Below are 22,398 nucleotides of genomic sequence, written 5' to 3' on the forward strand. Positions count from 1 at the left end.
TTTTCATGGTGAGTGGAACTATATTATCAAACCCAAAATTTCTCCCTAATTGTTCAAGTTATTTTTACTTGATGCCTAAGGTCGGCTCATCTGTCCAGGTGACAACTTTTTCGACTTACCACCCTTCATTACAAACCACCTGCGTGTTCGACCTAGTTTCTCGTCTTCTTCACCTCCTTTTTTCCACCAGCCGCGTGCTGGTGGGCGCGTACAACTGTTCCATCGACATAATGAACCTCCCAATCAAGGTTTCCATCTTTGTCTGCGATCGCTTGCAGACTTTTTAAGATTTGATTCCAAAGTCCAGCTTTTTGCCAACGATAAAACCGCGTTGCTACACTCTCCCATTTTCCATACCTTTCTGGCATATCCCGCTACGGTGCCCCAGTTCTCAGTATCCAGAGAATGCCATTCACAACTGTGCGGTGGTCATTATTTGGCTTGCCTGTGAGAGGTTTTTGTGGTGGTAGTAAAAGTTTTAACCTCTCCCACTGTTCGTTGCTTAAGTCTCCTCGGTTCATGATTACAGTAATCTGAGCGCCTCCTTTTTCAGGATATAACGAGTTTGAAAACACGCCCTAGCCTCGAAAACTTTTGAGGATGAATTAGACCTTGTTTATGCTGTCATCGATGGAATTCAAACAAGAGGAGAAAAAGGAAAATACAGTACGCAACGTGTAAGATTTAACTCTAATCCTTCTGCTGAATTTTTTGTTACATACTTATAAATTTCCTCCCCGACTTACTTAGTAATTATTCGGTCAGTACTTTACGAATGAATGATAGGCAAACGAATCTGAAAGCGTGTCTGGCCAGGTTCAGAAAAACAGCGAATTTCTCCGTAATGCTGAGTCACTACAATTCGATATGAAATTTCCAAACCTAACCCAGTACCAGCACCAACCTCCTTGGTTGTAAAAAATGGCTCAAAAATTCGAGATTGAATTGCAAGGGGAATTCCTGGCCCGTTATCTATAATCTCGACAACAATATAGTCTTTGTCTTTGCAAGTACGTACTAAAATGTCGCCTTGTTCACCTAAGGCATCGATCGCATTATCAATCAGATTAGTCCACACTTGATTCAATGCACTGCCATGAGCTTGAATTGATGGTAGATTTTTGTCATACTCGCGTGTCACCACAATATTGTGCTTCCGCAATTTATAGTGCAGAATTGTCAAAGTATTTTCCAGACCCTCATGTACATCTATCTTCAATAGTGAAGCCCGATCCATGTACGAGTAGTCTTTAATCGCCTTGACTATTTCGGAGACACGAGTAGTACCCTGTTCCAGTACCTTCAACTGCCCGATTATTGACAGCGTTGCTTCCAGCCAAACTAGCACATCAGTAAAGGTCTTAGTTGTTAAATGCTCACTAATGGCTTCTAACTTCTGATCGTTGACTCCCGCAGCAACGAGGGTAGGAACAAGTTTCCACCCGTCAGTCACATTATGTAACTCCAACCATTGCGTTAATTCATCTTCTTGATCAATCTGAAACAGTGTGTCGGAAGAATTTTGTGTATCAGTGTGTGCAATGTGTTCAATAGCATCTTGCCTAAAGCTTAAGAGATGTTTGAGTTGACTTTCTGTGAGATTTTGCCCAATCATTTTGAAAGTAACATCATCCAATGACTTAACTGTGTCTTGCAATTGACTTGCAGCTCTATGTGCTGCGGATACTGGATTATTTAGTTCATGGGCAAGACCAGCAGACAAAGTACCTAAAGCAACGAGCTTTTCGTGTTGCTGAGATAACAACTGTAACTCTTGCATTCGAGAAGCCATATGGCCGAGAACAATTTTTCTAATATTTGGGCAAATAGTAATCATTTGCCAAAAATCATTCTCGTGCAGACAATACATATGACTTCTACGCACTACTTCACCGCTTGCAAGGTGAGGTGTACCTGCAAGTAGAGGAACTTCACCAAAGAATGAACTACTACCGTATGTAGCTAATAGGATTTTTTGGTTAACAATCTCTCGTGAAAGCTGGATTGCTCCTTCAAATACTATATAGAAATACTCTACAGGATCTCCTTGGTGAAACAGCATATGTCCTGAATCGAACCATAATTCCGTACCATTGAGAAAACACTTGAGTTCGTTTTCATTCAAGTGTTCAAAAACCGATATCTTACGCAATGTCTCAAACATGGTCATTACCCGAAATATCGCTACACAGATGCTAAATATTGGTGAATTAATTGAACAGCAATCGCTCCCTCACCCACTGCGGAAGCGACTCGTTTAACTGAGTTACAACGCACATCGCCGATGGCAAAAATACCAGGCACGTTAGTCTCCAAAAAGAAAGGATCGCGCTCTATTGTCCATCCTTTCGGTGACATTCCATTGCGGATTGTGTGAGTTCCGGTAAGAATAAAGCCATGTTCATCACGCTCTACAATATGTTGTAACCAATCGGTACGCGGCTTGGCACCAATAAAGCTAAACAAAGCATTGGTGGGAATAGTTTCAATTTCACCTGTTACTGAATTAAAAATGGTTATCGCCTCCAACTTATCTTCTCCGATAAATTCTTTCACCTCAGTCAATAGCTTGACGTTGATATTATCAATCTCTTCAATCTGAGCAATCAAATATTGAGACATACTTTTTTTCAGTGAGTCGCCCCGAACTATCAGGTTAACGGAGCCTGCGTACTTAGAAAGATAAACAGCTGCTTGTCCAGCCGAGTTACCCGCACCCACAATAAACACATCTTCGCCTTTGCAAGTCAGTGCTTCGGTCATAGCAGCGCCATAGTAGATACCAGCACCTGTGAGTTTTTCACTTCCAGGGATGTTGAACTTGCGATAAGATACCCCTGTTGCAATAATCAAGGTGTGGGTGCTAAGTTCGGAACCATCTGCTAGCGTGATCAATCGATATTGACCATTCACACGAACATTAGTCACTTCTTGCGGTGAAAGAATTTCTGTTCCAAACTTTTGAGCTTGTGTGACAGCACGTTTAGCTAAATCTCCCCCATGCACACCACCCGGAAAACCAAGATAATTTTCGATCCGAGAACTAGTACCTGCTTGTCCTCCTGGTGCCTCTCGTTCAATCAACACAGTGCGAAGTCCTTCAGAGGCCCCATAAACAGCTGCTGCCAAACCAGCAGGCCCAGCACCCACAATAGTTAAGTCATAAAACGGCATCTTGGGGCGTGTTTTTAGCCCTACTTTTTCGGCAATTTCCATATTTGTCGGCTCTACAAGATGTGAACCGTCAGGGAAAATAACTAACGCCTGACATCTAGTATCAGAATTAATAGCGCAACTAACAAGGCGATCGCCCTCATCTGACTCAATATTTAGCCACTGATAAGGAACATGATTGCGGGCTAAAAAATCTTTGATTTGATGCAATCTAGGCGACCAACGAGAACCAACAACGCGCACACCTTCAAAAGGTGGACGGAAAGAAGCTTGCCAAACCTCTAGCAAATCGTTAAGTATGGGATATAAACGCTCTTGAGGGGGGTTCCAAGGCTTCAACAGGTAATAATCAATCTTAGCCTTGTTGATAGCATGGATAGCTGCATTAGTGTCTGCATATGCTGTGAGTAAGACACGTTTGGTCAAAGGAAAGATTTCAATTGCCTGTTCTAGAAATTCCACACCGCTCATTTGTGGCATTCGCTGATCTACAAGAAACAGCGCTGCTGATTCGTTACGCAACTTTAACTTTTGCAGTACCTCTAAAGCCGTCTTAGGCGAGTTGGATCGTACCACCCGGAAGCGATTGCCATACTCTTTACGTAAGTCAAGCTCGATCGCTTGCAAAACTTCCAAGTCATCATCTAATGCCACTATCACAGGTTTAGCCATAATTTCTTCAAAATGCTGCTTCTAGCAACATCCAGCAAACGACACAATTGTGTTTTATAGTTCGTGTTTATTGAGTTTCCTCACAGTTATTTATGTGAGTTTAAGTTCATGAACTTTTAAGTTGCATAGGATAAACAAGCTCTAAAACCAAATCCACAAAAATTTTCTTTGAATACAATATGCAAATTAAAGGTGTCAGCTAGTGAACTATCGCACTAATTGTTAAGGAAAAATGCGTTTGTAGTAAAAACTTTATTTCTGAAATATTCTCAATTCCAATCTTCATATTCTTACTACAAACCAAACCTATCAAAACTTTGGCGATAGTCCACTAGTGGCAAGCTAAAAAAGGTTTTGTGCTTACCTAGACAGTGGCTAATTCAACAGCCTCATACTGCTCTACAACAGTGACACCTTCACAGAATGCGCCTTTCCTCAAGAAACCCAATACATTCTCATTCGCGCCAACTAAATAGATATCAACCTTACTACCCAGTTTTTGCTTGGTGAAAATGAGATATCGTAAACCAGCCGCACTTATACATTTCAAATCCTCTAGTTGCAACACTAGGCGTTTGATAGATTGGGCTGTTGCTCTTTGCAATTCTTCCTCAAGTAGTCCAATAGCATTAGCGTCAAGTAAACCACTTAAAGATAGTTTGGCAGTACCTCCGCTGACTTCTAACAAAGTTGCATTGAAAAATACTTGCGTGGGAAGCAGTCGAACTCTAATTTTGATTTCGTCCTGAGTTGATGGCAGTTTGACTGTTAGGTTTTCGGCATCAAAATCGGCATAAGGCTGGCCATTAATCCAAACTTCGCCAATTTGGACACTGCCTGGTGGTAAGATATCTGGCTGAACCCGGAGGATGTTATCTTTAAAAGCTCCTGGTTTTGGCTTGAAATACAAATCCATTGGCTTCTTAGTCACCAATAAATTAGTATACACACAAGCTAAATACGCCAGTTCAAATGAGTGGTAACCACTCATGGAGTGACTACCCTTGCCCCTTTCAGTTCCTAGCAAATAGGGAATTCCATTAGCCAAAACATTGAAGTAGATACCGCCATCTGCGTAATCGAGGAACCAAGCGTTATAGAAAGCTGCTGATTCCCGCGCTAGTTTTTGATACTCAGATTTGTTAAGTGAACCAGCCAGGATCAGGTAGGCTAGTATGGCTTGTTCTTGCTGCCACCAAGCTTTGCGATCGTGCCAAACAAAGCGGTGTGTTTTTTGACCTGGTTCTAATATCCGTTCTACAACATCATACCACCCTCCACGTTGTTGGTCACTGCCAACAGCAGGCATGATGTCTGCAATTTTTTCAGCTAAGGCAACATACTTCTCTTTTGGTTTGAGGTGGTGCATCCGCATCAGGTTCCAAGAGATTTTGAGGTTGTGACCTACAACTGCTCGGTTCTGTTGCCATCCCCATGTTGTATCATGACTCCAATCTTCATGAAAACGCTCTTGCACAAATGAACTAGAGTCGTAGTCAGGAAAATGCTTTTCAATTGTGTCAAAAGTATACTCAAGTAAATCAGCATACTCTTTTTTACCACTCGCCAGCCAAAGATTGATTAAGTATGCTGGGGCATGGTCACCTACCGAATTCCAATTCTTTTTCGCCCGGTTATGGCCCAAGGTACTACTGTGGGGACTCAGAGTAATCGGATCAATGTGTGAGTAAAATCCTCCTTTGTCTGTTTTGTCTAGAAAATAGCGATTGAACAGATTTAAAGTCAATTCAATGTCATTCAAGATACTGGGATCGCCTGTCACCCGATAAGTCTGGGTTGGGCCAGCTAGTGCATAAATCTGTTCATAAGCTGGTATGGCATCATAATCATCCCCAAATTCTGAGGAAAATATTTTTTGTTCTCTACCATCTGGTTGAACATCAATTGCGTGATACCAATAGCAAATTCCTTCACCTTCATCCAGAAAACGCAAGTGGTCGCGCAAGTATTCAGTGCCTTTTTCAGCAGCTTCTAGGTAACGGTCATCCCCAGTCATCAAAAAGGCTGTAGCAAAACCATAAACCAGACGCGAAATCGTGTCAGTTTCTTGTCTAGTACTGATTTCTTTTGTACCAACCAAGCCTAAATTAGTGCGATATTTCCCATAGTCAATTTCTCCATCTTCAAACTGCACTTTTAAGTAAAAATTGGCGAGATTTCGTACTTGGTTCACCCACCAGTCTTGCTTTTCAAATGCATACTCACTTTCGGTTTTGCCAAGGAACACAATATGTTTACCTTCAAAATTGTGTTCACCATCCTCTGGATAAAAAGTGCCATATACAAAAAGGTAGCGATCTGCAACTAACATTTCTCTCATTTGCAGAGTGCAATCATAGTAAGGCTCACCCAAGTTCCGCACTAGTTCTGCATAGGTGTTTGCGGACAGTGCTACCTCAAATTTTCTGCCATCGGTGGTTTTCAGATTGAAACTTCCAAAAGCTCCCTTTTGAGAATTAAATTTAGTAACATACCCAGCAATTAAATCTGAAAATGGAAAACTTACTTGGTTCATGGAATTATCTCCAAAAATTTAATTTCGTTGACCAGGAAACTATTTGGAAATCAAAACAACACTACTACGGCCTTGAACTAAAGAGAAATTCTCTGGAATTAAAATCTCTTGCCCAGGTTCCATAATATCCATAGGAGAAGGCTGAGCAGTGTCGATAACTTTGTACCATTTTCTATCTGAAAGAGAAGGAATTTCAAATTTCAGAGTATCCCAGTACATGTTAAACATGACGTGGATATCTGCTGCTCCTTTAAAGCCTGCTAATGTAAAAGCGAGAACTCTAGCATGAGAATCTCCCCAAGCCGGTTTATGCAGATGTAAGCCATGCCAAGAGATGTCTGCCAAACCCCGCTCATTAACTTCACCATTGAAGAAGTGGCGGCGGTGCAAGGATTCATGACAATAGCATTTACGAAAACTAATTAACAGTTTGTAGAACCTGTATATATCAATATTTTTGTCTACAAGATTCCAATCAAACCAACTGATTTCATTATCTTGGCAGTAGGCATTGTTATTGCCGTTTTGAGTACGCCTGACTTCATCACCATATGTAATCATCGGCACACCCTGGGAGAGCAAAAGAATAGTTGTAAAATTCTTAATTTGTCGCCGCCGCAGTGCATCAATATGTAAGTTGTCAGTCTCTCCTTCAGCACCACAATTCCAACTTAAATTGTCACTAATTCCATCCCGATTGTTTTCGCCATTAGCTTCATTGTGCTTGTGATTGTAAGAAACTAAATCATTGAGAGTGAATCCATCGTGGCAAGTAATAAAGTTGACGCTATTAATTGGTAGGTGTCCGCTTGATTGGTAAAGGTCAGCACTTCCAGACATGCGCCAAGCCACTGCCCCTACCAGTCCTGGATCTCCTTTGATAAAGCGCCGAACATCGTCTCGGAAGCGTCCGTTCCATTCTGCCCAACGATAGCCTGGAAAGTAACCAATCTGATACAATCCAGCAGCATCCCAAGCTTCAGCAATAATTTTTGTCTCCGCCAAGACTTCGGATGTTTCAATTTGCCAAACTACTGGCGGATGAACCATTGGAACTCCACTTTGGTCGCGGGATAAGATAGAGGCTTCGTCAAACCGGAAGCCATCAACGTGCATCTCTTGCACCCAAAACTCTAAACAATCAACAATTAACTTCTGGATTAAGGGATGGTTGCAGTTAATCGTGTTCCCACACCCTGAGTAATCCATGTAGTATTGTTTATCGAATGGTACAAGGTGATAGAATATGCTATTGAAAAATCCCTTAAAGTTAATAGTTGGGCCTTGATGGTTTCCTTCACTAGTGTGGTTAAAGACTACATCTAGGATGACCTCAATTCCTGCCTTATGCAAGGCTTTAACCATATCCCGAAACTCTGTAATTGGGTTTTTCTCATGGGGAGAAGCACAATATGAAGTTTCTGGAGCAAAAAAACTGTGTGGGTTATATCCCCAGTAATCTTTGAGTTGTTTGCCATTGACTTCTCGCAAAACTTCTGTTTCATCAAAGTCAAATACTGGTAATAATTCAACAGCTGTAATTCCTAATTCTTGTAGGTAAGGAATTTTTTCGATCACTCCAGAAAAAGTACCAGGATGCTTGCAGCCAGAGGAAGGTGATTTAGTAAACCCGCGAACGTGTAGTTCATAAATGATGGTTTCATTCATGGGTCGGTTCAAAGGGCGATCGCCTTCCCAGTCATAATCTGATATATCTATGACTACACTACGCATTGAAGTAGTCAAGTTATCTATAGACCCTAAAGCATCAGTGCGCTTCCACAGCGTAGTACTATTTCCTTTTGAGTAAGGATCAATCAGTACTTTATTTTTGTTGAAGCGATGTCCTTTGCCGTGTAAATCCTTAGGTCCATCAATGCGATAAGCATAAGCAGCACCAGGTTTTAAGCCTCTGATATAGATATGCCACAAAAAGAAAGTTTTATTCAGCTTTGGGTCTAACTCAATGATTTGTATCGGTTCTGCGTCGTCAGGTGTCTCAAATAACAAAAGTTCCACAGATGTGGCATGTTCTGAAAAGATTGAGAAATTGACTCCATATTTGTCGGGTTTTGCACCCAAAGGATATGTGCGTCCCAACTCTAGTTGGTAATTGGTTGTAGTTTTTGCTTGATATTGAAATGTTGTTGCAATCATTTTCTCTTTCTTCTCACCTGAAAAATTAATTGATAATTGACTGAACAATTCCGCAACAGTTTGTGAGGAACAAGCATATGTTCTAAAACATAAATTCATTAATCATAGAAACCTAGTTTTTACCAATAGGAGTAACTAAGCTTCGGCTTGAGAAATTAATTGATGTTCTAGCTAATGCGTAAGCGATCGCACTGAATCTTATCTGAGAGAATTGCACTAGCTATAGTGCCCGTATGAATTTCCAGATCGGCATCGGCAGGTGCTTCAAAACGAAAACGTTGTTTTGGGAAAAGAACTCGCTCAAAGTACCAATTAGGAATATTTGCGATCCGAAGTACCTGAATCTGGCTAGTAGCGTTAACGTAATTGCAGACAATCCAACCAGACTGGTCAGAAATTAGCAGCGCTTTTCTTTCCCACATGACAGACTCGAATTTTTCATCCTAGTTGCTTACTTGGTAGCTAGCTGCAATCTCTGCTCATTAATTGCTTTTAAGAAAACTTCCATGAATTCGACAACTACATTCGGATGTTTTGCTGTAATCAGATTGCCATTAATATGTATATTCGTAGTTCCATCGCCATCAAAAATAATTATGCCTCCAGCATTTTTGACATCACAAATGATGTTATGGGCACAAGTTACTTCCCGATTCTTCAACAATTCTGGATCAGCACAAAATAACCAAAGACTATGACAAATAGTTCCAATATTTAATTTTCCAGCATCCATAGCCTTTACAGCTTTGCGGAGAAATTTGACAGCGGGAGATTGATTGGATTGCCCTTGTTGAGGATATTCTTCATAGCGCAGACGATCCATAGCGTATGCACCAATGAGAATAATGCCTTGATAATCAGTAGGTTGAATATCGTTTACTTCTACTGTAACAGTGACTTCTTCTGTTAAGTCAACACCCTTAAAAGTCAATTGTTCTTGATTCCAAAGATGAGAAATATATTCGATCTCGTATCCATGAGATGGGAAAAAACTATTAAAAGCTCGAAACTCAATTTCATCAAAGTGTTCTTCAATGAGTACACCTATTTTACCCTGATTTTTAGTACCAGTAGTTACCATGATTTTGCCTTTCATTTGATTTGTACATATTTACAACATAGAAGTTGTACTGTTAGAATTAACGTACACTTTCTACTCACTAATCAAAAACTCAATACCTGAAATGAAGTGTAATTTGGCGCTCAAGTTATTGTCTGGCACTACATCAGTGTGCTATTGATTGGAATTAAGAATATCGTTTAGAGTACCAAAACAGCCCGCGGCCTTATTAAATCCTGCGTAAACGCACATGAACAAAAAAAGTTCTTCTATTTCTGCACGTGTAGCACCTTGTTGCATAGCCATCTTGACGTGCGCTGCAAAAGGACTACCAGTCCCGACTTGATCTTGATTGACAACATCAATAGCAATTGTGATTAAAGCCTTGGTTTTTTGGTCGATTAACGGCAGACCCCATGCTTCACCTGCTACACGAGTACAAAAATCCCCAAACTTCGGATTGATACTATTTAAAGCATCTTGAAGTTTTATATCATCTAAAACAGCATTTTTATATAGTGTTGCCTTGCCATTTTGCTCCAATGCTGTATGATTCGTTGGACTCATAGTTTTTCTCCATCTATTACACAGATTTTGTTCTTGTACTGCAAAATTTTTTTGAGAATGCAAAGATCCACTCAGTGCTATGCTTGTGTAATACAGCAGTCCCAGATAAATCGTGAACGAAAAAAAATCAGGATAAACCGTAAAGTATCGAAACTATATGTTCCCGCAGCGTCTCGTAGAGAAAAAAGAAAACAGAGAAGTGTTCACAAAAAATTGAGGATTGCTGTAATACCAAAAACTTTGATGAATAGCTTAATTTAGATTTCCATCGATTGAACTAATGGAATTATACTGATAATTTTTCTGGTTGTTCAGTACGAATTATCCTAAATTGTTTCATCATTATTCACAATGCACTAATAGCAGGCGTCTCAGCTAATATTCTCTCTTAATTTCTCTGGAACGCATTGTCTAGCCTTTGTGTGATACTAGATTCATACTCTTAATTAGCAACACAACCTTAGGACGCAACAAGCTAATAATTAGCATAATATAGGACTCCAATTTGATTTTTGAAAAAATACTGAGACTGAAAAGCCTGTTTGATCAGGGTTTCATCTCAAATCCTGTTGAGAAATCAGATAGGATTCCTATAGGTACTTAAGAAGCACTCTTCTTTGTACTGGATTCTGATGAATCAAGGAAACTTGTTTCTTTATTTCTTTTTAACAATTTCAGAAAGTATCAGCCAGCTAATATCTTTAAGTTAAGACTAAACTTAAGCTTTTATACTACCTACAGGGATAATTTTGTAAAAATACTCTTGCTTAAGGCACTATCCGTAAAATATAATCACTGGCTTATAGCTGTACTTGTTTTCAGCAAATTAAGGCACTTATGACTGTAGAAAACAAAGTCAGCAAGTCCACCCGCATGATTTATGCAGGGCAAACGTATCTAAAGTATAAAGCCGAAGGGAAAAGGGAAAAGGGATAAACTCAACGCGGCCACAATTCTACTAGCTTAAAATCTTTTCCCCTTCCCCCTGAGCCTTCTTGATAAAAATCGTTTATTGCAATTTGCAGTAGGGGCGCATAGCTAGCTGTGTGCCCCTACAATGCCAAAAAGGAAGCCCAAGAAGTGATTTTTGGAATCCCACGCCTTGAAGCTGTGGGAGGATGTTAAAACTTTCTCCAGTGATACTCTTAAATTGATCCTTAATTTATCGATCTTCTATACTCAAATCTTAAAAAAAAGTAAACAATTATTTCGTACTGAAACATTTGAACAGACTCAGACTAACAACTGGTTAGCAGATGTGCGTTTATCACTTTCTTCGTGTTGACAAATAAATTTAATAAGATATAGGAATTCTATCTGATTTTTGAACAAGATTTGAGGCTAAACTTTCTTCAAACAGGCTTTTGAGTCTAAGTATATTTCGCAAAAATAAATACTTAGACGTATATAATCACTAAGCGATCGCTAACATGAATGTAATTCATAATTAGATATGGACAAAGAAATGTTTGCTATCTCAGAACTGGATAACTGACTTAATTTCGTGAGATTTTTGCCCCTAACTAATTACTGAAGTTAATGGTTGCAGCCTAAAATGACATATGAAAAGGTGTACGAAAATGCAGTTCTGGATGATCAAGAACTCCAAGAAAGTTTAAAAGGTATCAATCCCAAGTTTGGTGATTTTGTTACTCGTGTAGCAGGAGAAGCATGGGGTTTACCATTAATTAACCAAAAGACTAAGGCTTTAATCACACTTGCAGTTGATGTAGCCAATCAAGACCATGTAGGTTCAGGAAATCCTTTTTCAGCACATGTGAATATGGCTCTCAAACAAGGAGCAACTTCCGCAGAAATTGAAGAACTTTTTTTATTCATGTGCGTTTATGCAGGATTCAATAAGGTTGCAGGTTGTTTTGGTACTCTTAATCAAATTATTGAACAAAGTAGAGTTGGACAAATGATCTCAGCAATCAGAAAGGCCGATTATGCAATCCGCGATCAAAAAGGCAAATTAGTATTTTACGTTCTTTTATGGAAAAAAAAGGGAATAAAGCTAGACCTTTTTAATGACTATTGGAGAAATGTTCATGGTCCAGTCTGCGCTAGACTACCAGGCCAACATCAATACTGGCAGTTTCATTTATCTCATAATCAGGGTGATTTGTGGGCAGTGAGTAATGGTATAGACTACAACTCCCAGCCAGAAGATCAATTTGATGGTATTGCCGAATTAACCTTTGAGACAGAAGCAGACCAGCAGAAATGGTTTCAGGCTGCGGCTGTGTTAATGGATGATGAATATAACTTATTTCACAAAGCAATTGGATATAACACTAGCTTTGGTAATTCCAAAACTTATGTTGATACCATTACCACAGGAGACCCTAACGGAGAACTGGGTATTCTAAAGTTCCACGTCATGGTGAAAAAATCTGATGACGTGAGTGTGGAGGAGTTCCGTAAATATATGACAGATAGCTTTGCCTCAGCTATCGTCAAGAATGATTTGGTACTCAAATTTAGACTGCATTTATTTGAGGAAGTAGATAATTCGCGTCCTGATGCAGCAGGAGTAGTTCATAATGAACCACCACAGCAACAGTATCAGGCGGCTTTTGAAATTGCATTCTCCAATCCTTTGGAAATGGAAAGATTCTTTGCCTCGAAAGAGTATGCAATAGCAGTCAAAGAACAGGCCAAATATGTTAGACAAATCAATTCATTTGCAGAACGGAGTGTTTACACTTTTGTCTACAACGGTCAGATGACCTTAGCAGGTCAGCGGAGTTCTAAAGTGGCACAATTAATCACAAAAATCGGAGCAACCAATCAATTGCAGGAGAATATAGTTTCTCTCATGAATGGTAAGCAAAATGTTAAGTCTGGATTGGGTCATTATCTGCAAGGAATGCAACATGTCGGGGTTACAGTTCAAGACATGGAAAAATCCCTCGAATTTTATTTAGAAGTGTTAGGAGGGAAATTAGTTCTTTCAGAAAATGGTTTGATGGGTGATGGGATGCAAAACACTCTTTTTCAAAAAGAAGAGATAGATGCAATTTTTCAAAGAATTGACCCGGAAAATTTTGACATTCCCAACCTCAGAGATGAAAAAGATGCATTGGATATTAAATTTATCTCTTTTGGTAACACTTGTATTGAACTGATATATTTCCGAGATGCTGCGACACCAAATGCTTTAGTTTCTTCTAAAAACAGCATTCCTTCTCACATTGGCAATGTGAATGCAATGCATATCTCTTTCCATGTGAAAGATGATATCGATTTGAATGTTTTCGCCAAAATGTTGGAAGACGAGTGTCAAAAACGAGGGCTAACTAATGTTGTTTTTAATCGTGTACTTCGAGTAAAATCCGCAGAAGAAAGAAGAAATATTGCCCTGAAATACAATTCTAATAAATTTTGGAATGAGCCAGATTTATTAGCAGAGGGTGAAGCAGAAACAGAATTTGGTGAATTTGAAGGCTGGGCATTGTTTTATTGTAAAGGCCCCAATGGAGAACAGCTTGAATTCAATCAAGTCACCCGTAAGGCTAAAGAACATTTTGATAAAGCACAGGAGGAATATAATATGTCGAATGGAATATCTATCCCTGTTTCCAATGGGAAAGCAGAAACTGCGATCGCCAATTTCAACCAAGCTAATATAGAAAGACTCCCAGGTACAACAACAGACTTGGTAAAACGCTTGTTCTCAAGAGGCGAAGCCTTTGATGCTGAAGGATTTATTACTTTCTTTACTGACACACCAGTTTATCAGTTTGGTAACTTTGAAGTGTGTTTGGATAAAGCTGCAATTAAGAAATCTGCGGAAAATTTCTTCAGCCAAATCTCTGCTGTATACCACGATATCAAGATGATTCGGGAAATCGAAGATGTGGTATTTGTGGAAATGGATGTGATTTACTGGCGCAAGGATGGTTCTGTAGTCACACTACCTTGCTCTGATATATTCCGCGTAGAGGGCGATAAATTCTCGGAACTGCGGATTTTTATGGATGTAAATCCTGTATTTAACCCAACAATTTTTGTCCCTCCCACAGCTTCGGTATTTACTATCAGCCAAGGCAACAAACTTGCTGGATCGGGTATCATGAGGAAGCATTTTGCAGAACATCCTGAAGGTAAAAACAGGGTGGAAGCTGGATTTGTTCCTAAATGGTCAATAGATGGGCCGAAATGGTCCATAGGTCAGGAAGAAGTAAATTTATCAGAACAGTTACAAGCTGTTGTGCAACTGTCTGAGTTCGTACTCAAGGAAAATTGGGAACAAGCTAAGAATTTTCTGACTGATGATATCTTTTATAAGGTTGGTTCATCTGAGCCAGTTTACGGAAAGCAAGCTGTTGTGAATTTCTTGTCTTCTTTGTTTACAAATACTGCCAAATTTATCAATCATGAAGTCAGAAAAATCTGGCAAGAACCAGGCATTGTTGTTGTAGAAATGGATGCCAAATACATCACTATCCAGGATAAAAGACATTTGACGATCGCCTGTTGTGATATTTATCGCTTGAGAGGCAACCAGGTGAGTGAATGGCGGGTTTATGCAGATATTCTGCCATTTTATCAAACTAGCCCCCAAGAACAACCAACTCCAACCAATGGTAATGGAAATAAATATACTTCCAGTGTTGGATTGAAATAGTCACATCAAATTGATTTCCACTATCAGGCGAAGATTTTTCGGGTCATGAATTATGTTCTCCTTGGTTAATTTTTCTAGACAGCGAATGCAGCGATCGCTACATATATAGTCATCCGCTTTGATTTGTGAAATTATTTGCGTAGTCCGGGAGTGCGGAGTGCAAAGTGGGGAGTAGGAAAAAAGGCTGTTTGAGTATACGCAGTTTTTTCACACAATCAAATATGAGTCCTATATTTTTAGTTGATCGGTGTGTAGGTTTCAATCAACCATCTGCTCATAGAAAGCTTAACCAAAGAGATTTTTCTCAAAAATTGGCTATGAATTCCACAAATTATAGAAACAAAATGAGGTTATATCATGTCACAAAAAGTAATTAGTTTATTAGCATCTGCGTTTGAAAATCCTAGCTTGCAACAGAAACTTCACTCAGCTAATACTCCCGAAAGTTTCGTTAAAATAGCATCTGAAAATGGCTATGAAATTACTAAAGAAGAATTAGCCAAATCACTTGGTACAGTACATGTGGTTTTTGGTGAAGTCGTTCTATCAATGATGGATGAGTTAATGGCAGGAGCATCTGCTTCAAACGATAAAACCCCGACAATAGAAAAAATTTCTGGAACCAATGTAGACTTAGTAAAGCGCTTGTTTTCTAGAGGTGAAGCTTTTGATTCAGAAGGATTTATTACCTTTTTTACCGAAAATCCAATATATCAGTTTGGCAATTTTGAAGTCTGTTTAGATAAAGAATCGATAAAAAAATCGGCGGACAACTTCTTCAATCAAATCTCGGCGGTGTATCACGAAATCAAGGTGATATGGGAACTAGGAGATTTGGTCTTTGTAGAAATGGATGTTCTCTACTGGCGCAAAGATGGCTCGCTGGTTTCTCTTCCTTGCACAGATATTTTCCGCGTCGAAGGAGATAAGTTCAGTGAACTGCGGATTTTCATGGATGTGAATCCTGTATTTGATACTACCCTTCCTGTTCCTCAATCTGCTTCTGTGTTGACTGCAAAAGAAGGAAAGCAATTATTACCTCCTGGAACAATGAGGAAGCACTTCGCAGAACATCCCGAAGGAAAAGAAAGAGTCAAAAATGGATTTGTCCCCAAATGGTCAATCGCTGGGCCTAAATGGTCAATTGATTCTGAAAATAAAGCTAATGACAAATCATCAGAACAGTTAAAAGCTGTGGGTGAATTAGCTCAGTCCGTAATGAATCAAGATTGGGAAAAGGTCAAAACTTACTTAACTCCTGACATCTTTTACAAAGTAGGTTCAGGTGAACCTGTTTATGGGCCTCAAGCTGTTGTAAATTTCTTTAAGCAAGTATTTAACAATACTGCGGTGTTTTATGGTCATGAGGTTCGGAAAGTTTGGCAAGAGCCAGACATCATCACCATAGAAATGGATGCCAAATACCAGTTAGTTGGAAGTAAAAAGCATGTTACTATTGCCTGCTGCGACATCTATCGCCTGAGAGGAAACCAGGTGAGTGAATGGCGGGTTTATGCAGATATGTCTCCGTGGAACACCCTGTGAGGCTCAAAGGGCGACATTTTCAGGTCAGCAACAACTTGACAATAAGTAATAGTGCTTAAAATAAGGAAGGAGTAATTATGTCAGAACAGTTACTTTCAGAACAGTTAGAAGCTGTTGTACAACTGTCAGGCTTCGTACTGAATGAAGATTGGGAACAAGCCAAGGGATTTCTCACTGATGACATCTTTTATAAAGTTGGTTCATCTGAACCGGTTTATGGTAAACAAGCTGTGGTGAATTTTTTATCTTCTTTGTTTACAAATACCGCCAAATTTACAGGGCATAGCGTCCGAAAAATTTGGAATGAACCAGGCATTATTGTTGTAGAAATGGATGCCAAATACATCACTGTGCAGGATAAAAGACATTTGACCATAGCCTGTTGTGATATTTACCGCTTGAGAGGCAACCAAGTGAGTGAATGGCGAGTTTATGCAGATATTTTGCCTTTTTATCAAACTAACTCCCAAGAACAACAAGCCCAAACAAATGGCAATGAAAATAAATATTCTGCCAGTGTTGCCTTGAGCAGGTAACAGTTAAGTAGATAGACATAATTAAATGTAAGATTCGAGCTTTGTTCGTAGTCAGCGATTTATCGCTGTTAACAGGGGTTTTAAGGGCTAAAGCCCATACTACGAACTTTAGTTTAATTCAGTCCTTCTACTTAGTTAACAGAGTTGTTGTTGGGATGTCAAAACTGTAGATTTTGAGTTAAAGAGCCACCTGTATATGGTTACTAAAAAAAAGTTATCAATGCTCGTCGCTGGAGCGGTGATTTCAGGTTTTTGTTTAGGGCTACAAGCTGCATACGCACATAGTGGGCATGAAGAAGAACCAGAGAATGTTTTAGTTGTACCACCAGAAGCCCCAGGTCGTGAGGCATTCTACGCATCGGGCGACCTGTATACCTTTTTAGCAACTGGCAAAGAAACCAAGCAACTGTTCTCGCTATTCAATTTTGACGTTCCACCTGGGGGCGGGCCTGATCTACACGTCCACGGTCGTGAAGCTGAGTCGTTCTTTATTTTACAGGGAGAGTTGACGGTTCAGATGGGAGACCGTAACAACAGCATGGTTGCGACCCCCGGAACCTTCATTTACCTTCCTAAAGGTAGACCTCACTCATTTATAAACAATACATCAACGCTGGTGAGGACGCTATCGCTCACTACTCCCGCCGGACTTGAGAATTTATTCATTAACTTAGGCATACCAGTTACCGACAGAAATGTTCCGCCACCTCCCATCACTGAAGAGGATCTCCGAAGATTTGCCGAAGAAGGCCCGAATTACGGTCTACAACCTATACCACCTGGAACCACACTCCCCCCAACAGATGGACTTTTAGATTTCGTAGTAGTGCCGCCTGGGGCACCAAATCGTGAGTCATTTTTAATTGGGGGTAACAGGTATACTTCTTTAGCAACTGGCAACGAGACTGGCGGTCTGTTCTCGCTATTTGATGTTTCCGTTCAACCGCAAGTTGAGGGTGGACTGCTACAGAGCAACTCTAAGGATGCTGAATCGTTCTATGTGCTAGCAGGGGAGCTGACATTCGAGTTGGAAAACCAAAGCTTTGTTGCCAAGCCCGGAACCTTTGTTTATCTTCCCGAAGACACACCTTACAGCTTTCAAAACCTTGGAAACACCCAGGCAAGGACGCTGTTCCTTCGTACCCCGACTCCTGTCCCCGAACCATCTTCTTGGTTGGGTGTATTGGGATTTGGTACGGTTTTAGTGTTGAAACAAAAGCAGAAACAGCAGAAATTAGCCAGTTTTTCAAACCCAGAGTAACTAAGAATCTGTGATGAACCGAACTTAATTACTTGAGGACTTGCCCAACTCTGATGCCTGAAACCTCTTTGTTTTAAACTCAGCGTTGGTAAGTAGTTTCTTGTTGCTTAGTCTAAACTCCAGTCATCTATAGAGATTCAGCTAAACTGATCAGCGAAATCAAGGAGAATAACAATATGGGAACACTTGTCGGAAAAGTCGCAATTGTGACTGGAGCATCACGGGGTATTGGACGGGCGATCGCAGAACGGTTAGCTGAAGACGGTGCGTCCGTCGTGGTAAACTACGCTAACAATTCTGCCAAAGCTAAAGAAGTGATCGCAGGTATCGAAGCTAGAGGCGGACAAGCCCTTGCCTTACAAGCTGACATCAGCAAAGTTAACGATATCCGACACTTGTTCCAAGCAACAATCGATCACTTCGGTCGCTTGGATATCCTAGTCAACAATGCAGGACTCGCCATTTATAAGCCATTCGTGCAACTGACGGAGGAAGAATTTGATACGGTCTTTACGGTCAACGCTCGGGGTACTTTCTTCGCCTTGCAGGAAGCAGCGCGGTGGATGGCGGACAACGGCCGCATCGTCAGCATTTCAACAGGTGGCACTGTTTCGCCTAGCCCTACCGCTTCCATCTACGCTGGAAGTAAAGCAGCAGTCGAGCAGTTTACAAAAGTACTTGCTAAGGAGATAGGAGAACGGGGTATTACAGTTAACGCTGTTTCACCAGGATTTACGGATACGGAAATGCTCGCTAGCAATCCCCAATTGAAAGAAAAGGGACTGAAGATGTCTCCCTTGGGTCGGCTGGGGCAACCTGCTGACGTGGCCGATGTCGTTGCGTTCTTGGTCAGTGAAGAAGCACGCTGGCTCACAGGACAAAATATCCAAGCTGGCGGCGGGGCGGTATAGACTAATACTCTTGGGGCAAGGAAATTGATTTGTTAAAGTATTTTACAAATTACCAGTGGTGAGAAGAATTTATTTGCACTTGATCGGTAGCCTCAGCATCCTGGGACTAATTGCCCAGAGTACTTCTGCATTAGCCGGACAGTCTGAGTCTACTGCTGTTAGCCGAGAATGGTTAATTACTCCTGAGTTTGACGTTTGGAGAACAACAGACAAAACCACGACAGCTACAACCATTCCACCTACCACCACTTTCATAGCCCAACTAGCCCCAGATGCTACTCTCCAGGGTGAAACTGTTTCCACGCCTGCCTCAATGGATTCAGTCACCTCTGTATCGCAGTTTGCAGATGTGCAGCCTACTGACTGGGCTTTTCAAGCATTGCAGTCCTTAATTCAACGCTATGGTTGTATCACCGGTTATGCCGATGGCACTTATCGTGGCAACCAAGCTTTGACCCGCTATGAATTTGCTGCTAATTTAAATGCTTGTTTAGACCGAGTTAATCAGCAGATTGCCACAGCGACAGCAGACTTAGTAACACAAGAAGAATTAGTTACTTTGCAGCGTTTGCAAACTGAATTTTCACCAGAACTCGCCACCTTGCGAGGTCGTGTGGATAGTTTAGAAGCACGCACGGCAGAGGTAGCAGCTAGTCAATTTACTACCACTACAAAGCTCATTGGTCAAGCAATTTTTGCCGTGAATATGGGCGGATTTAGTGGCGATCGCATCATTGCTCCCACAGGGGCAGTGATTGCCGATGAAAACCCGAATGCTACCTTTATCTATCGGGCTTCTCTAAATCTGAACACCAGTTTTAACGGCACCGATCTGTTACAAATCCGCTTACTTTCAGGCAGCGATGGTTCCAATGATAACGCCGCCGGATTTTTGGAACCCAACTTTGGCAGTGTCCTAGACTTTTCTGTTCCTGGTAGGAACGACCAGTTAGGTATCGGTCGTCTGTTCTACACTTTCACCCCTGTTAAGGATCTGAGTGTAACTCTGGGAGCAGCGATCGTTGCTACAGACTTTGTAGATAAAAACGCCTACGCTAATACAAGTTTTCTGGACTTTTCAACCCAAGCATTGATCAATAACTTTATCCTATTCCCCCGTCCGGCTGGATCTGGTGCAGTCATTAACTGGAATCCGGGAGGAGGCGCATTTAAGCTACGGGCAGTGTATGTAGCTGCAAATGGAGCTAGTTTAAACTCTGATAGCCAGAGATTTATTGGTGGACCATCAGCTCCTATATTGATATTTCCTAACCGTGGTGGTGATGGTGGTTTGTTCGCAGATCCTTACCAAGGCATCATTGAACTAGAGTACTCTGAGGGCAAAGCTTTTGCTGTGCGTCTCCAATACGCTGGCGGTGAAGTATTAGATAGCCGCTTTAATGCTTTCGGAGTCAACTTTGAACTAGCACTCTCACAAACAATAGGTGTCTTTGGTCGTTATGGTTATGGCGACTACAGCAACACATTCCAAGGTGACATTAACCCCAACTATTGGATGGCTGGTATCGCTTTCCGGGATTTGTTTGTACCAGGAGGTTTAGCTGGTATTGCTGCTGGTCAACCATTCATTGAAAATACAGTAGGAAATGCCACCCAAACTAATATTGAAGCGTTTTATAACTTACCAATTAGCGACAACATCAGAGTTACGCCATTGGTACAGGTAATCATCGACCCTGGTAATCAGAACATTAACGGCACGATTATCACTGGTACTGTGCGGACTGTCTTTTCTTTCTAGAATCTGCGCTCCTATTATTAGAAATATCCGCAAATTAACCTCAAAGCTGGCGTTGCTGAATTTGAATATGAAATTCAAAAATCAACTCTTCTCAACTCTTACTCTGGAGCAACTCTGCGCCTCTGCGTGAACAGCTTTGCGTAAAATCGTAGCGAAATGAGGGTTGAAATTTAAACGCAGAGGATCGCAGAGGTAAGCGCAAAGTTACGCAGAGAATTCGCTACGAATTAATGAAATTTTGTATTTAGAGACAGGGAGAAATACAACACTTTTTTACTGTTCACTATTAATAATAAGGAAGCCTAAATATGGATTCAATTGAACATATCAGTCACGGTAAAAACCGTAGTCCAGTCTATCTTGATCAAAATCTTCTGATTATTTTTGGTATTACTTTGATGGGTATACTAGGAGTTTCCAGTGTGACTCCGGCTTTTCCAAAGCTAGCCCAAGAATTAAATGTACCACCTCAAGATGTTGGATTACTGGTGACGGTATTCACCTTTCCTAGTATCTTACTAACTCCTGTTCTCGGTGTCCTGGCAGACCGATTAGGCAGAAAAAAAATACTTGTTCCCTCACTGATGTTATTTGGAATTGCCGGAGTAGCATGTGCCTTTGTTCGTGATTTTAATCTGTTATTAATATTGCGTTTCATTGAGGGTATGGGTGCAGCTTCCTTAAATTCTCTGAATGTGACGCTGATTGGCGATTTATATTCAGGTAAAGAACGCACCACTGCTATGGGCTACAACGCCAGTGTCAGTAGTGTAGGTACTGCAACTTATCCAACTATTGGCGGAGCAACTGCGGTGATGGGATGGAATTATCCCTTTATGCTTCCCATATTGGCCATACCTATAGGACTGCTTGTTTTGTTTTCACTCAAAAATCCGGAACCAAAAAGCAAGCAGAATTTTCTTGAGTATGTGAGAAATGCATGGGGAAGTGTGAGAAATAGACAATTTTTTGGAATTTTTTTCAGCACGGTTGCAACTTTCATGCTCCTCTATGGAGCCTATGTAACCTATTTGCCAATTGTGATGAAAAATTCCTTCAATGCCTCTGCTTTTACGATTGGCATTATTCTCTCAAGTATGTCTGTTACAATTACACTCACATCACTGCAATTGGGAAAATTAACAAAAAAGTTCTCAAAAAAAAGTTTGGTGAGAGCATCATTTGTACTCTTTGCGATCGCTCTAGCAATAATTCCCTTGATTCACAGTCTTTGGTTCCTATTAATTTCAACAATGATTTTTGGCGTAGGCCTTGGCATCGGCTTCCCTAGTATTCAAACTCTCTTAGCAGAGATGGCACCCAAGGAATATCTAGCTGCAATTATGTCGATAAATGGAACCTTTTTAGGATTTGGGCAAACTTTAGGACCACTATTAATGGGAATATCTTTTGGCATGTTTGGAATTAGTAGTGTTTTTTATGTGGCCGCAATCTTTTCACTTGCCACTCTTTTAGTTTTTAAACGTTGCACATGTATGTAATCAATTAAGGTTATTCTGGAAAAATTGAAACATCAAACAAGTTTAAGGATTAAGTTTTCATCTCAATCAAAATAGTAGATGT

The 22,398-nt window shown here is 40.6% G+C and carries 13 protein-coding genes and 2 pseudogenes; 7 read left to right on the forward strand and 8 right to left on the reverse strand.

What is annotated here, in order from left to right:
* Positions 1-176 precede the first annotated feature (176 nt).
* From ACEYW6_RS26775 to ACEYW6_RS26810, 8 genes and pseudogenes are all read right to left on the reverse strand, one after another.
* Positions 177-521: pseudogene (locus tag ACEYW6_RS26775) on the reverse strand (IS5 family transposase); the annotation flags it as partial.
* A gap of 248 nt (positions 522-769) precedes the next feature.
* The gene (locus ACEYW6_RS26780) at positions 770-2,164 is read right to left on the reverse strand and encodes an ATP-binding protein (RefSeq protein WP_412982140.1); all 1,395 of its coding nucleotides are present in this window, start codon (positions 2,162-2,164) and stop codon (positions 770-772) included.
* A gap of 20 nt (positions 2,165-2,184) precedes the next feature.
* Entirely contained in the window at positions 2,185-3,846 is a 1,662-nt protein-coding gene (locus ACEYW6_RS26785) for an FAD-dependent oxidoreductase (RefSeq protein ID WP_190894506.1), read from the reverse strand.
* A gap of 364 nt (positions 3,847-4,210) precedes the next feature.
* Entirely contained in the window at positions 4,211-6,382 is a 2,172-nt protein-coding gene (locus tag ACEYW6_RS26790) for an STAS domain-containing protein (RefSeq protein ID WP_412982141.1), read from the reverse strand.
* A gap of 39 nt (positions 6,383-6,421) precedes the next feature.
* A complete protein-coding gene (gene glgX, locus ACEYW6_RS26795) occupies positions 6,422-8,539 on the reverse strand; it encodes a glycogen debranching protein GlgX (protein ID WP_412982142.1) in 2,118 nt (705 codons plus the stop codon).
* A 170-nt stretch (positions 8,540-8,709) separates the two neighbouring features.
* Positions 8,710-8,961 (reverse strand): annotated as a pseudogene (locus ACEYW6_RS26800) (DUF1830 domain-containing protein); the annotation flags it as partial.
* A gap of 29 nt (positions 8,962-8,990) precedes the next feature.
* A complete protein-coding gene (locus ACEYW6_RS26805; RefSeq protein WP_412982161.1) occupies positions 8,991-9,620 on the reverse strand; it encodes a DJ-1/PfpI family protein in 630 nt (209 codons plus the stop codon).
* A gap of 153 nt (positions 9,621-9,773) precedes the next feature.
* On the reverse strand, positions 9,774-10,166 hold the full coding sequence (locus ACEYW6_RS26810) for a carboxymuconolactone decarboxylase family protein (RefSeq protein WP_190894511.1): 393 nt from the start codon (positions 10,164-10,166) through the stop codon (positions 9,774-9,776).
* Positions 10,167-11,721: 1,555 nt separating this feature from the next.
* On the opposite strand from ACEYW6_RS26810, the gene ACEYW6_RS26815 reads away from it, so the two are divergent.
* The 7 genes from ACEYW6_RS26815 to ACEYW6_RS26845 all read left to right on the forward strand — a co-directional run bounded on the left by ACEYW6_RS26815 (position 11,722) and on the right by ACEYW6_RS26845 (position 22,316).
* Positions 11,722-14,799, forward strand: coding sequence for a nuclear transport factor 2 family protein (locus tag ACEYW6_RS26815; RefSeq protein WP_412982143.1), 3,078 nt, complete (start codon positions 11,722-11,724; stop codon positions 14,797-14,799).
* A 357-nt stretch (positions 14,800-15,156) separates the two neighbouring features.
* Entirely contained in the window at positions 15,157-16,344 is a 1,188-nt protein-coding gene (locus tag ACEYW6_RS26820) for a Nif11-like leader peptide family RiPP precursor (protein WP_412982144.1), read from the forward strand.
* Between the two features lie 77 nt (positions 16,345-16,421).
* Positions 16,422-16,880 carry a nuclear transport factor 2 family protein gene (locus tag ACEYW6_RS26825; RefSeq protein WP_412982145.1) on the forward strand — a complete coding sequence of 153 codons (459 nt, stop codon included), beginning with the start codon at positions 16,422-16,424 and terminating at the stop codon, positions 16,878-16,880.
* A 196-nt stretch (positions 16,881-17,076) separates the two neighbouring features.
* The gene (locus ACEYW6_RS26830) at positions 17,077-18,141 is read left to right on the forward strand and encodes a cupin domain-containing protein (protein ID WP_412982146.1); all 1,065 of its coding nucleotides are present in this window, start codon (positions 17,077-17,079) and stop codon (positions 18,139-18,141) included.
* A gap of 176 nt (positions 18,142-18,317) precedes the next feature.
* The gene (locus ACEYW6_RS26835) at positions 18,318-19,052 is read left to right on the forward strand and encodes an SDR family oxidoreductase (protein WP_412982147.1); all 735 of its coding nucleotides are present in this window, start codon (positions 18,318-18,320) and stop codon (positions 19,050-19,052) included.
* A 67-nt stretch (positions 19,053-19,119) separates the two neighbouring features.
* Entirely contained in the window at positions 19,120-20,814 is a 1,695-nt protein-coding gene (locus ACEYW6_RS26840) for an iron uptake porin (protein WP_412982162.1), read from the forward strand.
* Between the two features lie 308 nt (positions 20,815-21,122).
* The gene (locus ACEYW6_RS26845) at positions 21,123-22,316 is read left to right on the forward strand and encodes an MFS transporter (RefSeq protein ID WP_412982148.1); all 1,194 of its coding nucleotides are present in this window, start codon (positions 21,123-21,125) and stop codon (positions 22,314-22,316) included.
* Positions 22,317-22,398 lie beyond the last annotated feature (82 nt).

The organism is Nostoc sp. UIC 10607, assembly GCF_047228265.1.
Lineage (GTDB): Bacteria > Cyanobacteriota > Cyanobacteriia > Cyanobacteriales > Nostocaceae > Nostoc > Nostoc foliaceum_A.